The sequence below is a fragment of the Curtobacterium sp. MCPF17_011 genome, from assembly GCF_003234145.1.
Lineage (GTDB): Bacteria > Actinomycetota > Actinomycetes > Actinomycetales > Microbacteriaceae > Curtobacterium.
In genome coordinates, this window is record NZ_QKSK01000007.1 from 98,380 (window position 1) to 112,684 (window position 14,305).

Sequence of the window (14,305 nt, forward strand, 5' to 3'; positions counted from 1 at the left end):
ACCGGCCGGGAGGCCCGTCAACCGCTGCGTGGTCCGGCTCGCGCCGACGGGCGGTCCGGTCCCGGGCCTCCCGGCCTGCCCCGTGTCAGAGGTCGAGTGCCATCGCCACGTCGGCGCGGACGTACGGGCTCGGCGGGTGCTCGTCGGCTCCGAGGTGCCGGAACCCGGTCGTCTCGTAGAGGTGGATCGCGCTCGTGAGAGCGCTGTTCGTCTCGAGCAGCACCCGGCGTGCGCCGAGGTCCCGCGCCCGGTCGATCGCGGCGCGGATGAGCCGGCGGCCGGTGCCGTGTCCCTGGTGGTCAGGGTCGACGGCCATCTTGACGAGCTCGAACTCGTCGGTGTCGTGCGGGGCGGGTCCGGTGCCGTGCGGGGCGAGTCCGACGCAGCCGACGACCTCACTCCCGAGGCGGGCGACGAGGACCACGCCACCGGGGTCGACGATGTGCTGCACGGGGTCGCCGAGGAGCCGGCGGTCCTCGTCCTCGAGCGTGAAGAACGCCGTGATCCACCGCTCGTTCAGCGACTGGAACGCGGCGGCGTCGGCAGCGGAGGACATGTCGTCGATGACGATCTCGGTGGTGGTGTCGGGCATGTGTCCATCCTCCGGAACCGACGGAGTCAAGTCCAATACTCGTTCAGTCTGATCGATAGGCTCGGCGCATGGATCGTGCTCCCGAGGTCGACCTCCGCCAGCTGCGGGCGTTCCTGGCGCTCGCCGACGAGCTGCACTTCGGACGGGCGGCGGCGGGGCTCGGCATCGCCCAACCCGCCCTGTCGCAGCTGATCCGGCGCATCGAGGTCGCTCTCGGTGTCGACCTGTTCACCCGGACCTCCCGGAGTGTGGCGCTGACCCCGGCCGGTCGGGTGCTGCAGGGACGAGCCCGGTCGCTGCTCGCCCAGACCCGGCGGGACCTCGACGAGACCATCCGGACCGGGCGCGGTGAGGCCGGGCGGCTCGACGTCGGGTTCGTCGTCTCGGCGCTGCCGCTCGGCCCGATCGAGTTGGTGCAGCGGTTCCGGCTGCGCTACCCGTTGGTCCGCGTGGAACTGACGGAGGGGTTCTCCTCCCGGCTCGTCGCGGCCGTGCAGCGTGGGGAGCTCGACCTGGCAGTGGTCCGCGACCCGGATCCGGCCGAGGGGGTGCGGTTCGTCCGGTTCCGCAGCGAGCCCTTCGTCGCCGCCGTGCCGCGAGACCACCGCTTCGCCGGCCGCGCATCGTTGCGCGGCCCGGAGCTGCTCGATGACCCGTTCGTGTTCTTCCCCGCGGAAGCCGGCGCGCTCGCCACCGAACGGAACACCGCACCCGTGGCCTCCGGCGGTCGACGGCCGGTGATCGTGCAGGAGGCGACGACGTGGGCGACCGTGCTGCACCTGGTCGGCGTCGGACTCGGGGTGACGGTGCTGCCGGAGAGTGCGGCGCTCGCGGCCCCGGACACCGTGGTGCTCCTGCCGCTCGAGGGCAGCGCACACCGGAGCGAGCTGGTCTGGGCGTCACGGTCGGACGACGACCGCGAGGTCCTCCGGAACTTCGCCGCGGCGGACTGACGAGCGGGCACGGCCCATCAGCGCGGTCGTCAGCGCGACCGTCAGCGGACGAGTGCCAGCGGCAACACCGGTGCCCGCTGGTCGCCGAGCTCGTCCGCACGCCATGGCCGGGCTCCGGCGAGCGCGAGCCCGATCTGCGTGAGCACGAAGCCCACGTGCGGCTCGACGTCCGGATCCCACGGCCCCTCGACCCCCAGACCGAACGCGCCGAGCTCGTCGTCGGCCTCGTCCCGGACGGTGAGACGCCAGCGGCCGTCCCCGAGTTCCTCGACGACGGCCCACCGCGCGGTGCGGAAGCGGTCCGGGTTCACTCCGTCGTCAGCAGGTCGGCCGTGAAGTTGTGCAACCGCTGCAGCAACGACTCGGAGCGCATCGCGATCGTCGCTGGTGGGTTCAGGTGCGGCGGCGCCGTGCGGATCAGCATCGGGCAGCCCAGGTCCTCGCAGATGTAGGTGCCGATGGTGTTGCCGTTCCGCCCGGACTCACCGGCGCGGGCGGCGGAGAAGAGCCGCACCTGCGTCGCCGGCTGGGGGGAGTGGCAGAACGAGCACATCGCGGCGATGCCCGCGCGCAGTGAACCCCCGGCTGCCCGGACGACGATCCCGACCGGCTTGCCGTCCATCCAGGACACCATGTAGCCGCGACGGGCGGCCTGCGGGTCACGCCAGCCGAGGAACTCGCGTTCGTTCCACAGCGTCTCGTGCAGCCCCGGGATCGGGAGCTGGGCGAGTTCGTCGGGCGTGGCGTTGACGAAGGACGATCGGATGTCGGATTCGGTGAGCGGCTGCACGGTTCCCCTCGCGGTGGCGGACCGGACCAGGGTAGCCCCGTGCGCCGGCAGGCGGGCGCAGGGCGGCCCTCCCGGCCGGTTCAGGACAGTCTGGAGGCCCGCACCGCGCCGAGTGCACCCGTCGCGTCCGCCACCAGGACCGCCCGGCGCAACGCGTCGCGGCCCACCCGGCGTGCGGCTGCGTCGTCGGCGGCGAACTCGACGAGGACCCGGGTCGACCGGGCCATCGCACGGGCTCCCGGGACCCACGGGACGGCGCGTTCGACGGACTCGGCGAAGCCGACGACGGCCGTGTGGTGCTGCCGCAGGTGCGCGCGCTCGTGGGCGACCACGGCCTCCAGCTCGTCGGTGTGCAGCTGTTCCGTGAGCCCGGTGCTGACGAGCACCCCGCCGGAACGACCGGGGACCGCGCAGGCCAGGGCCGTGTCGGCCTGCAGGACGGCGACGAGGGTGCCGTCGACCTCGCGGTGGGGAGCGGCGCCGGTGCGGATCGCCTCGCGGACGGCCTCGTGCTCGGGGCCGGGCCGGACGCGGACGGCGACGGCGAACGCGATGACGGCGAGCACGGCGACACCGACGTTCAGGCCGTGACTCGGGGAGTCGCCGATGCCGAACGGGTCGGTCAGCGGGCGCCCGGCGAGGACGACCAGGGCGATGCCGACCACGAAGCCGGCGACCCCGACGACGACGGATGCCTGCCAGGCGGCGATGGCGGTCAGCGGACGGTCGATGGTCCATCCCGCCCGCGTCAGCACGCGCGGGGCGAGCGCGACGACGGCGAGGGCGAGGACGACGAGGCAGGCGCCGGTGACGACCACGGGGGCGGACCGGTCAGGGACGCGTTCGGGAGTCGATCGCACGGCGGAGGACCTCGAGGTCCCCGGAGGCGAGCGAGCCGGTGAACTGCAGGAGCGCCGCCTCGCGGTCGGAGGAGGCGGCCAGCGCGTTCGTCATGAGGGAGGCGGTGTGGTCCTCCCGCGAGTGCGCGGCGTGGAAGGTGAGCGGGGCGTCGTCGTGCTGCTCGCGGAGCACCGTCCCCTTGCGGCCGAGACGGTCGAGCACGGTGAGGACCGTCGTCAGGGCCGGCCGCGGTTCGTCGAAGACCTCGAGGACCTGCCGTGCAGTCAGCCCGGCGTCGGCGGTCCAGAGCGCCTCGAGCACCGCCTGCTCGAGCTGCCCACGGGGGCGCGATCGCTGTCCTGCCACGGCGTCACTCTACGTGATGTCGAAGGGTCACCTGAGGAGCCGCGGTCCGAACCCGCGACACATGCCCGTAACGCGGGCTCGGTATGCTCACCGGACAACAGAACACGACGGCCGACCACCCGCCGCGGGAGAGCCCCCGACTCGGAGCGCACTGCATCCGGGCCAGGGCACCGAAGGAGCAAGCTCCCCGCCAATCTCTCAGGTCCAACACCGCAGCGGGCAGGCCACTCTGAAAAGCAGACACCCGATCGTGGGCACCTCCCACGGCGTCGTCGTCTCGCCCACGGTGAAAGCCGCCGGACCTCATGGGCCGCGGTGAAGCTCTCAGGCCCATGACAGAGGGGGAGTTCCGCACCCGACGACGGTCGTCGGGCCCTGCCGATGCCAGGAGAACTCCGTCCATGTCAGACCCATCGTCCGTGCTGCGTTCGTCGCCACTCGAGGCCGCGCACGTCGCCGCCGGCGCCACCTTCACCGACTTCGGCGGCCACCGCATGCCGGTCCGCTACTCGTCCGACCTCGCCGAGCACCACGCGGTTCGCCAGGCAGCCGGCGTGTTCGACCTCTCGCACATGGCCGAGATCGGCGTGCAGGGGCCCGACGCCGTCCCGTACCTCGACGCCGCGCTCGCCGGGTCGTTCGGCACGATGCCGGTCGGTCGGGCCAAGTACTCGTTGCTCCTGACCCCGGACGGCGGGATCCTCGACGACCTCGTCGTGTACCGCACCGGTGACGACGTCTTCCTCGTCGTGGCGAACGCCGGCAACCGGGACGTCGCCGTGCAGGCCATGCGGGAACGCGCCGCCGGGCACGACGTCTCGGTCACGGACGACTCCGACCGGACCGCCCTCGTCGCGATCCAGGGTCCGGCCGCCGCCGGGACGCTCGACGCCCTCGTCGTCGCCGACCGCCTGCAGCCGGAGACCCCGCTCGATGAACTCCGCTACTACCGGGTGCTGCACGCGCTCTTCGACGGCAGCGAGGTCCTCATCGCCCGCACCGGCTACACCGGCGAGGACGGCTTCGAGCTGTACAGCGACACCGACACCGCGCCGGTGCTCTGGGACGCCCTGCTCGACGCGGGTGCCGAGCGCGGGGTCGTGCCCGCCGGACTCGCCGCTCGCGACACCCTCCGTCTCGAAGCGGGCATGCCGCTCTACGGTCACGAGCTCGACACCTCCGTCCGTCCGGCGCAGGCCGGGCTCGGCCGGGTCGTCGCGACCTCGGGCTCGTTCGTCGGGGACGCCGGCGTGCAGCCGGGTCCGGACGCCCGCGTGCTCGTCGGCATCACGATGGCGGGTCGCCGCGCTGCCCGTGCCGGGTACGCCGTGCTCCGCGACGGAGTCGTCGTCGGCACCGTCACCTCCGGTGCCCTCTCGCCCACGCTCGGCCACCCGGTCGCGATGGCCTTCGTCGACCCGGACTGCGCCGACGGGGGACAGGCCCTCCACATCGACGTCCGCGGTACCGCCATCCCCGGAACCGTCACCGCTCTCCCCTTCTACCGTCGCGCTTCGAGAGGCTGATCCCCATGACCGACCAGACCGCACTGCAGTACACCAAGGACCACGAGTGGATCCTCGTCGAGGGCGACGTCGTCACCGTCGGCATCACCGACCACGCGGCCGAACAGCTCGGTGACGTCGTCTACGTCGAGCTCCCCGCCGTGGGCACCACCACGACCGCGGGCGAGCAGCTCGGTGAGATCGAGTCGACCAAGAGCGTCGGAGAGCTCTTCGCCCCGATCGAGGGCGAGGTCGTCGAGGTCAACGACGCCGTCGTCGCGACCCCGGACACCGTCAACCAGGACCCGTTCGGCGCCGGCTGGCTCGTCAAGCTCAAGGTCGACGGCACCTCCTTCCCGGAGGACCTCATGGACCACGACACGTACCGGGCCTCGATCGCATGACCGCGGACCAGGACCTCACCACGTCGACGAACCTGCAGACCACCTTCGCCGACCGTCACATCGGCACCACTCCCGCCGACCAGCAGGCCATGCTCGACGTCGTCGGGCAGCCCTCGCTCGACGCCCTCGTCCGGGCCGCCGTCCCGGAGTCGATCCACGCCGCACCGATCGCGCACTCGTCCGTGCCGGCCGCGGTGGGGGAGACCGAGGCGCTCGCCGAACTGCGTGCCGTCGCCGGGCGCAACACCGTCCGACGCGCGATGATCGGCCTCGGCTACTCCGACACGCACACGCCCGCGGTCATCCAGCGGAACGTGCTCGAGAACCCGAGCTGGTACACGGCCTACACGCCGTACCAGCCGGAGATCTCGCAGGGCCGGCTGGAAGCGTTGATCAACTTCCAGACGATGGTGTCCGACCTCACCGGCATGGCGACCGCCGGGGCGTCGATGCTCGACGAGGGCACCGCCGTCGTCGAGGGCATGCTCCTCGCCCGCCGTGCCTCGAAGGTCAAGGGCGACGCGTTCCTGGTGGACGCCGACCTCCTCCCACAGACCGCCGCGATCCTCGGCCACCGCGCGGAAGCCGTCGGCATCACCCTGCGTGGCTTCGACGCCGCCGACGGGCCCACCGACGAGCAGCTCGACGGCGCCTTCGGCGTGGTCCTGCAGTACCCGGGCGCCTCCGGCCGGGTCGTCGACCCGAGCCGCACCATCGAGCGCGTCCACGCGGGTGGCGGCATCGCCGTCGTCGCGGCCGACCTGCTCGCGATGACCCTGCTCGCCAGCCCCGGGGACCTCGGCGCCGACGTCGCCGTGGGCACCAGCCAGCGTTTCGGTGTCCCGCTCGGCTTCGGTGGCCCGCACGCCGGCTACCTCGCCGTCCGTGCCGGTCTCGAGCGCCAGCTGCCCGGTCGTCTCGTCGGGGTGTCCTTCGACGCCGACGGCGGCATGGCCTACCGCCTCAGCCTGCAGACCCGCGAGCAGCACATCCGCCGCGAGAAGGCGACGAGCAACATCTGCACCGCGCAGGTGCTCCTCGCCGTGATGGCGTCGATGTACGCGGTCTACCACGGGCCCGAAGGCCTGCGCTTCATCGCGCACCGGGTCGCCCGGACGACGGCGGCGCTCGCCGACGTCGCCCGTGCCGCGGGCGCCGAGGTCGTGCACGACGACTTCTTCGACACCCTGACGCTCCGGTTCACCGGTGGCGCCGAGTCCCTCGTCAGCGCCGCGCACGACGCCGGGTACCTGCTCCACCTCGTGGACGCCGACACCCTGCAGCTGTCTGCCGACGAGACGACCACGCCGGAGGACGTCGCCGCACTCGCCGCGGTGTTCGGTGCCGCCGACGTGACCGTCCCGGGGACCGAGACCGCCGTGCGTGACGCGGGCACGGGCCTCCCGGCCGCGCTCGAGCGACAGAGCGCGTTCCTGACCCACCCGGTCTTCTCCGCGCACCGCAGTGAGACCCGCATGATGCGGTACCTCAAGCACCTCTCCGACAAGGACTACGCGCTCGACCGCGGCATGATCCCGCTCGGCAGCTGCACCATGAAGCTCAACGCGGCGACCGAGATGGCAGCCGTGACGTGGCCGGAGTTCGCCCGACTGCACCCGTTCGCCCCGCGCGAGGACGTGCAGGGCTACCTCGACATGATCGGCGACCTCGAGACCTGGCTCGGCGAGGTCACCGGGTACGACACGGTCTCGGTCCAGCCGAACGCCGGCAGCCAGGGCGAACTCGCCGGGCTGCTCGCGATCCGCGGGTACCACCGGTCCCGCGGGGACGACGCCCGGACGGTGTGCCTCATCCCGTCGAGCGCGCACGGGACGAACGCCGCCTCGGCGGTCCTCGCAGGCATGCGGGTCGTCGTCGTGGCCTGCGACGAGGACGGCAACGTCGACCTCGTCGACCTCCGTGCGAAGACCACCGAGCACGCCGGACAGCTGGCCGCGCTGATGATCACCTACCCGTCGACGCACGGCGTCTACGAGCACGACATCACCGCGATCTGCGACGCCGTGCACGACGCCGGCGGCCAGGTCTACGTCGACGGTGCCAACCTGAACGCGCTCCTCGGGCACGCCCGCTTTGGGGACTTCGGTGGCGACGTCTCGCACCTCAACCTGCACAAGACGTTCTGCATCCCGCACGGCGGCGGCGGCCCGGGCGTCGGTCCGGTCGCGGCGAAGGCGCACCTCGCACCGTTCCTGCCAGGCCACCCGATGGCGCAGGAGGCCGACCGTCGCACCGGTGCCGACGCAGCCGTCGACGGCGACCGCCTCGCGCACGCCGGCGGGCCGGTCTCGGCAGCGCCGTACGGCAGCCCGAGCATCCTGCCGATCACCTGGACCTACGTCCGGATGATGGGGGTCGAGGGGCTCACCCGGGCGACCGAGGTCGCCGTGCTCGGCGCGAACTACCTGGCGGCACGTCTGCGCGAGGCGTTCCCGGTCCTCTACACGGGGGAGTCCGGCCTGGTCGCGCACGAGTGCATCCTCGACCTGCGTCCCCTGCGCGAGGCGACGGGCATCACGGTCGACGACGTCGCGAAGCGGCTCATCGACCACGGCTTCCACGCACCGACGATGTCGTTCCCCGTCGCAGGCACGCTCATGGTCGAACCGACCGAGAGCGAAGACCTGGCCGAGCTCGACCGCTTCGTCGACGCCATGCTCGCCATCCGTGCCGAGGCGGACGCGGTCGCCCGGGGCGAGTGGCCGGCGGAGGACAACCCGCTCGTCAACGCGCCGCACACGGCCGCGTCGGTGATCACGGGGGAGTGGCAGCACGCGTACACCCGTGAGCAGGCGGTCTACCCGTCGGCCGGCCAGGCCGGTCGGAAGTACTGGCCGCCGGTGCGCCGGATCGACCAGGCGTACGGGGACCGCAACCTCGTGTGCGCTTGCCCGCCGGTGGAGGCGTTCGCGTAGGACGACAGCAGCCCGGACAGGGCGGCAGGACGGACGGGAGGCCCGTGGCGGGATCGCCACGGGCCTCCGGCGCGCATCGTGCGGGGTGGAGCGCTCCGAATGCAACCGCTCGCGGGCGACATCTGTGGTTCACCCGGGCGTCACCTGCGCGCTGCACGGACGTTGATGCAAACGCAACAGATGAGCGGTACTCCGGCTCAGACGCGCGGAAGTTGCATTGTGCCGCAACGATCCTGCAACTTGGTTTCAGGCGTGTAACCGATGCGCGCAGGGTTTGGTCGGTTCTCTCTGCACTGCCTACAGTTCAGGAGTCAAACGTGCCGGGAGGGACCTCTGTGCCCGGCGCGTCCCATGCACCAGGAGGAACTCTTGATCAAGAAGCGCGCTGGGCTCACTGCCCTCGCCGTGCTCGGGGCCACAGCAATTGCCCTGACCGGCTGCTCCGGCAACGGTGGCGGAAGCGGCTCGGGCTCCGGCTCCGGCTCCGGTTCGGCCAACGCCACCGGCATCGTCACCACGAACGGCAGCGAACCGCAGAACCCGCTCATCCCCTCGAACACCACCGAGACCGGTGGCGGCAAGATCATCACGTCGCTGTTCGACGGTCTGTTCTCGTACGACGCCGACGGCAAGCCGGTGAAGGAACTGGCCAAGAGCGTCGAGACCGACGACTCGAAGACCTTCGACATCACGATCAACTCGGGGTGGAAGTTCACCAACGGCGAGGCCATCACCGCCGAGTCCTTCACGAAGGCGTGGAACTGGGCAGCCCAGAAGTCGAACGCGCAGGGCGCGAGCTACTTCTTCGAGAACATCGAGGGCTACGACGCCGACAAGGACTCCGAGCTCACCGGCCTCAAGGTCAAGAGTGACGACGAGTTCACCGTGACGCTGAAGTCGGCGCAGTCGGACTTCCCGCTGTCCCTCGGCTACAACGCCTTCGTGCCGCTCCCCTCGGTCTTCTACGACGACACCAAGGCCTTCGGTGAGAACCCGATCGGCAACGGTCCGTACAAGCTCGACGGCAAGAGCGCCTGGACGCACAACCAGGACATCAAGCTCGTCACGAACAAGGACTACCAGGGCAAGCGCAAGCCGAAGAACGGTGGTCTGACGATCACGTTCTACACGTCCCAGGACACCGCGTACTCCGACGCCCAGGGCGGCAACCTCGACGTCCTCGACGCCGTGCCGGACGCCGCGTTCGCGACCTACAAGTCGGACTTCCCCGACTCGAACGTCAACCAGGCCGCCGCGATCTTCCAGGCGATCTACCTGCCCTACTACCTCGACCACTGGAAGGGCGAAGAGGGCAAGCTCCGTCGCGAGGCGGTGTCGCTGTCGATCAACCGCAAGCAGATCACCGACAAGATCTTCCAGGGCACCCGCACCCCGGCCAAGGACTTCACCTCCCCGGTGATCGACGGCTGGACCGGCGACCTCAAGGGCTCCGACGTCCTCAAGTACAACAAGTCCGAGGCCAAGAAGCTGTGGAAGCAGGCCGACGACATCTCGCCGTACAACGACACGCTCACCATCGCGTACAACGCTGACGGTGGACACGAGGCCTGGGTCACCGCCGTGACCAACTCGATCTCCAGCACGCTGGGCATCAAGGCCGAGGGCAAGGCCCTCCCGACGTTCGCCGAGGCGCTCGCGCTGCAGACGGACGACAAGCTCACGGGCGGAAGCCGCACCGGTTGGCAGGCCGACTACCCGTCGCTGTACAACTTCCTCGGCCCGACCATGGGTGAAGGCTCGTCGAACAACTACTCGCGCTACGACTCGGCCGAGTACAACGAACTGCTCGCCAAGGGCCGTTCGGCCTCGTCCGTCGAAGAGGGCAACAAGTCCTTCGACAAGGCTCAGGAGCTGCTGCTCAAGGACCTGCCCGAGATCCCGCTCTGGTACTCCAACGTCACCGGTGTCTGGTCTGCCGACAACGTGAAGAACGTCAAGTTCGGTTGGGACTCCGTCCCGCTGTACTACGACATCGAGGTCACCAAGTAACACACGTCTCCTCGCGAGACACATCGCGGACAGGTATCCTGCTCCGCGGCCAACCGGACGGGGGTTCGGGGACCACGGTCCCCGAGCCCCCGTACCACGGCGGTCACACCTTCCCCCACGAACGCGGGCGCCGCCGCCCGCACCGGACACCCGTGCCGACCCTCGGACCGTCCACCCCTCACGACATGAACCTGAACGACATGCGCGCTGCGAACCAGGCAGGGATCTGATGCTCTGGTACCTCGGCAAGCGCCTCCTGCAGCTCATCCCCGTCTTCTTCGGGGCCACGTTCCTCATCTACTTCATGGTGTTCTCGCTGCCCGGGGACCCGGTCGCCGCACTGTTCGGCGACCGCCAGCCGTCGCCGCAGGTGATCGAAGCGATCCGGCAGCAGTACAACCTCGACAAGCCGTTCTTCGTCCAGTACCTGCTCTGGGTCGGTGGCCTGTTCCGCGGTGACCTCGGCACGACGTTCTCGGGCCTGCCGGTCAGCCAGCAGCTCGCAGCGGCGTTCCCGATCACCGCGCGCCTGGCGATCCTGTCGCTCGTCTTCGAGGCCGTGGCCGGCATCGTCGTCGGTGTCGTCGCCGGTCTCCGCAAGGGCAAGCTGTTCGACGCGACGGCCCTCGTCGTCTCGCTGCTGCTCATCTCGGTCCCGACCTTCGTCGTCGGATTCCTGCTGCAGTACGTCCTCGGCATCAACCTCGGCCTGTTCCGCGTGACCGTATCCGGCCAGGCGCCGTGGTCCGAGCTGGTGCTGCCGGCGATCGTGCTGGCGTCGGTGTCGTTCGCCTACATCGTGCGTCTGACCCGTGCGAGCGTCGCCGAGAACATGAGCGCTGACTTCGTGCGGACCGCGACCGCGAAGGGTCTGTCCCGTCGTCGCGTCGTCGGGGTGCACATCTTCCGGAACTCGCTGATCCCGGTCGTGACCTACCTGGGCGTCGACATCGGCAACCTGATGGTCGGTGCGATCGTGACCGAGGGCATCTTCAACATCCACGGTGTGGGTGGCACGGTGTTCCAGGCCGTCAAGCTCGGCGAAGGCCCCACGGTGGTCTCCTTCGTCGCCGTGATGGTCATCATCTTCATGCTCGCCAACCTCCTGGTCGACCTGCTCTACGCCGTCCTGGACCCGAGGATCCGCTATGCCAAGTAACACCGAACCCCGCTCGGCGACGCACTACGTCGCGCCGATCGAGGAGACTCCGCTCCTGGCGGTCGACCAGGTCAACGAGGACGAGAAGACCCGTTCGCTGTGGACCGACGCATGGGAGTCCATGCGCCGCCGTCCCACGTTCTGGATCTCGTCGGTCCTCATCCTGCTGATCATCGTCGTCGCGATCGCGCCCGGGCTGTTCACGCACCTGGACCCGCGCGCCGCGAACCTCGACGACAGCAACGAGGGCCCGCGTGCCGGTCACCTGCTCGGCTTCACGCGGCAGGGCTACGACGTGTACGCCCGCGTCATCTGGGGTGCCCAGAACTCCCTCATCGTCGGCCTGCTCGCGACCGTGCTCGTCACGATCGTCGGCGTGGTCATCGGTGCCCTCGCCGGGTTCTACGGCGGCTGGCTCGACACGATCGTCTCCCGCATCGGCGACGTCTTCTTCTCGATCCCGACCGTCCTCGGCGCTATCGTGATCATGTCGGTGGTGCCGGCGCGGAACGCCGTGACGGTGTCGCTCGTGCTCGCCGTCTTCGCCTGGCCGCAGATCGCGCGCATCATGCGCGGTGCCGTGCTCAGCGCGAAGCAGGCCGACTACGTGACCGCGTCCGCGGCGCTCGGTGTCAGCCGCTTCACCACGCTCGTGCGGCACGTGATCCCGAACTCGCTCGCTCCGGTCATCGTCGTCGCGACGGTGTCCCTCGGCACGTTCATCGTCGCGGAGGCCACCCTGTCGTTCCTCGGCATCGGCCTCCCGCCGTCGGCACTCAGCTGGGGCCTCGACATCGGTGCCGCGCAGTCGTCGATCCGCACCAGCCCGTCGACGATCTTCTGGCCGTCCGCCGCCCTGTCCATCACCGTGCTCGCGTTCCTCCTCCTCGGTGACGTGGTCCGCGACGCGCTCGACCCGAAGGCGAGGGCCCGCCGATGAGCGAGACACTCACCGAGCCGAACGCCAAGGCGTCCGGCACACCCGGCGCCCCGCTGCTGGAGATCACCGACCTGCACGTCGGCTTCAAGACGCAGTCCGGTCTGGTTCAGGCCGTCCGTGGCGTCAACATGACGCTCGAGCAGGGCGAGCGCCTGGCGATCGTGGGGGAGTCCGGTTCGGGCAAGTCCACCAGCGCGCAGGCGATCATCAAGCTCCTCCCCGGCACCGGCCAGATCACCGGCGGATCGATCAAGCTGAACGGGCGCGAGCTCGTCGGCCTGAACGAGAAGCAGATGGCCGAGATCCGCGGAACCGAGATCGGGTACGTCCCCCAGGACCCGATGTCGAACCTCAACCCGCTCTGGAAGATCGGGTTCCAGGTCGAAGAGGCCATCAAGGCGAACGGCATGGCGACCGGCAAGTCCGCGATCCGTGCCCGGGCCGTCGAGGTCCTGCAGGAGGCCGGACTCGGTGACGCCGAGAGCCGTCTGAAGCAGTACCCGCACGAGTTCTCCGGCGGTATGCGCCAGCGCGTCCTCATCGGCATCGGTCTGTCCAGCCGCCCGAAGCTGCTCATCGCCGACGAGCCGACCTCGGCCCTCGACGTCACCGTGCAGCGTGTCATCCTCGACCACCTCGAGAGCCTGACGCGCGACTTCGGCACCTCGGTCCTGTTCATCACCCACGACCTCGGCCTGGCTGCCGAGCGTGCCGAGAAGCTCGTGGTGATGTACAAGGGCCAGGTCGTCGAGGCCGGTCCGTCCAAGGAGATCCTGGCGAACCCGCAGCACCCGTACACGCAGCGACTCGTCGCCGCGGCACCGTCGCTCGCGAGCCGTCGTATCCAGTCGAAGGTGCAGCACCAGTCCGTCGCGATCGCCGACACCGGCAGCGAGGACGACGAACTCCTGGCCCGCGCCCACGAGCGCGAGAGCAGGCCCGCCGAGGACCTCATCGTCGTCAAGGACCTGCAGAAGGTCTACAAGCTGCGTGGTCAGGGCATGGCGACCCGAGAACTCAAGGCCGTCGACGGCGTCTCCTTCGCGATCCCGAAGGGCACCACCACGGCGCTCGTCGGCGAGTCCGGTTCGGGCAAGTCCACCGTCGCCAAGCTCGTCCTGCAGCTCGAGTCGATCACGTCCGGTTCGGTGCAGTTCGACGGCATCGACATCGGTGCGCTCAAGGGCAAGGACCTGTTCGACTTCCGTCGCCGCGTCCAGCCCGTGTTCCAGGACCCGTACGGCTCGCTGGACCCGATGTACAACGTCGGCAACACGATCGCCGAGCCGCTCAGCACGCACAAGGTCGGCGACAAGGCCTCGCGCCGTGCCCGGGTCCTCGAGCTGCTCGACCAGGTGGCACTGCCGAAGTCGATGGTCAACCGGTACCCGAGCGAACTGTCCGGTGGACAGCGGCAGCGCATCGCCGTCGCGCGTGCGCTGGCGCTCAAGCCGGAGGTCATCGTCCTCGACGAGGCGGTCTCGGCCCTCGACGTGCTCGTGCAGGGTCAGATCCTCGACCTGCTCACCGAGCTGCAGTCGGAGCTCGGTCTGACCTACCTGTTCATCACCCACGACCTGGCGGTCGTCCGTCTGGTCGCGGACAACGTGTGCGTGATGCGCAAGGGCCAGATCGTCGAGAAGGCGACGACCGATGAGGTCTTCGCCAACCCGCGTGAGCAGTACACGAAGGACCTGCTGGCCGCCATCCCCGGCGCCGGCTTCGAGTTCGGTCGCTGACCCGCAGAGCCCGCAACACGAGGAACGCGCCGCCCCGCCTCGGGACGGCGCGTTCCGTCGTTCCGGGTGTC

13 protein-coding genes and 1 riboswitch are annotated in these 14,305 nt (G+C 70.1%); of the genes, 8 read left to right on the forward strand and 5 right to left on the reverse strand.

Annotated features, from left to right (window positions below):
- Positions 1-85 precede the first annotated feature (85 nt).
- A complete protein-coding gene (locus DEJ25_RS10560) occupies positions 86-592 on the reverse strand; it encodes a GNAT family N-acetyltransferase (RefSeq protein ID WP_110903303.1) in 507 nt (168 codons plus the stop codon).
- 68 nt (positions 593-660) lie between these two features.
- On the opposite strand from DEJ25_RS10560, the gene DEJ25_RS10565 reads away from it, so the two are divergent.
- Entirely contained in the window at positions 661-1,545 is an 885-nt protein-coding gene (locus DEJ25_RS10565) for a LysR substrate-binding domain-containing protein (protein WP_111044643.1), read from the forward strand.
- Between the two features lie 41 nt (positions 1,546-1,586).
- On the opposite strand, the gene DEJ25_RS10570 is transcribed toward DEJ25_RS10565, so the two are convergent.
- The 4 genes from DEJ25_RS10570 to DEJ25_RS10585 form a co-directional block, all read right to left on the reverse strand.
- Positions 1,587-1,856 (reverse strand): hypothetical protein, encoded by a 270-nt coding sequence (locus DEJ25_RS10570; RefSeq protein WP_111044644.1) that lies wholly within the window; start codon positions 1,854-1,856, stop codon positions 1,587-1,589.
- A complete protein-coding gene (locus DEJ25_RS10575; RefSeq protein ID WP_181427414.1) occupies positions 1,853-2,335 on the reverse strand; it encodes an FBP domain-containing protein in 483 nt (160 codons plus the stop codon). The genes DEJ25_RS10570 and DEJ25_RS10575 overlap by 4 nt, the downstream gene beginning before the upstream one ends.
- A gap of 80 nt (positions 2,336-2,415) precedes the next feature.
- On the reverse strand, positions 2,416-3,195 hold the full coding sequence (locus tag DEJ25_RS10580; RefSeq protein WP_111044646.1) for a M56 family metallopeptidase: 780 nt from the start codon (positions 3,193-3,195) through the stop codon (positions 2,416-2,418).
- Positions 3,167-3,541 carry a BlaI/MecI/CopY family transcriptional regulator gene (locus DEJ25_RS10585; protein ID WP_110903298.1) on the reverse strand — a complete coding sequence of 125 codons (375 nt, stop codon included), beginning with the start codon at positions 3,539-3,541 and terminating at the stop codon, positions 3,167-3,169. The genes DEJ25_RS10580 and DEJ25_RS10585 overlap by 29 nt, the downstream gene beginning before the upstream one ends.
- Before the next feature lie 115 nt (positions 3,542-3,656).
- Positions 3,657-3,764: riboswitch (glycine riboswitch) on the forward strand.
- A gap of 178 nt (positions 3,765-3,942) precedes the next feature.
- On the opposite strand from DEJ25_RS10585, the gene gcvT reads away from it, so the two are divergent.
- The 7 genes from gcvT to DEJ25_RS10620 all read left to right on the forward strand — a co-directional run bounded on the left by gcvT (position 3,943) and on the right by DEJ25_RS10620 (position 14,234).
- Positions 3,943-5,067, forward strand: a complete 1,125-nt coding sequence (gcvT, locus tag DEJ25_RS10590; protein WP_111044647.1) for a glycine cleavage system aminomethyltransferase GcvT — start codon at positions 3,943-3,945, stop codon at positions 5,065-5,067.
- Between the two features lie 5 nt (positions 5,068-5,072).
- A complete protein-coding gene (gcvH, locus tag DEJ25_RS10595) occupies positions 5,073-5,450 on the forward strand; it encodes a glycine cleavage system protein GcvH (RefSeq protein WP_110903296.1) in 378 nt (125 codons plus the stop codon).
- Positions 5,447-8,386: an aminomethyl-transferring glycine dehydrogenase gene (gene gcvP / locus DEJ25_RS10600; protein ID WP_111044648.1), complete on the forward strand. Its 2,940-nt coding sequence runs from the start codon at positions 5,447-5,449 to the stop codon at positions 8,384-8,386. The genes gcvH and gcvP overlap by 4 nt, the downstream gene beginning before the upstream one ends.
- Before the next feature lie 369 nt (positions 8,387-8,755).
- Entirely contained in the window at positions 8,756-10,396 is a 1,641-nt protein-coding gene (locus DEJ25_RS10605) for an ABC transporter substrate-binding protein (RefSeq protein ID WP_181421534.1), read from the forward strand.
- Positions 10,397-10,625: 229 nt separating this feature from the next.
- A complete protein-coding gene (locus tag DEJ25_RS10610; RefSeq protein ID WP_110903293.1) occupies positions 10,626-11,555 on the forward strand; it encodes an ABC transporter permease in 930 nt (309 codons plus the stop codon).
- The gene (locus tag DEJ25_RS10615; protein WP_110903292.1) at positions 11,545-12,495 is read left to right on the forward strand and encodes an ABC transporter permease; all 951 of its coding nucleotides are present in this window, start codon (positions 11,545-11,547) and stop codon (positions 12,493-12,495) included. Before DEJ25_RS10610 ends, DEJ25_RS10615 begins: the two co-directional genes overlap by 11 nt.
- Positions 12,492-14,234 (forward strand): ABC transporter ATP-binding protein, encoded by a 1,743-nt coding sequence (locus DEJ25_RS10620; protein ID WP_110903291.1) that lies wholly within the window; start codon positions 12,492-12,494, stop codon positions 14,232-14,234. Before DEJ25_RS10615 ends, DEJ25_RS10620 begins: the two co-directional genes overlap by 4 nt.
- The last annotated feature ends 71 nt before the right edge of the window (positions 14,235-14,305 follow it).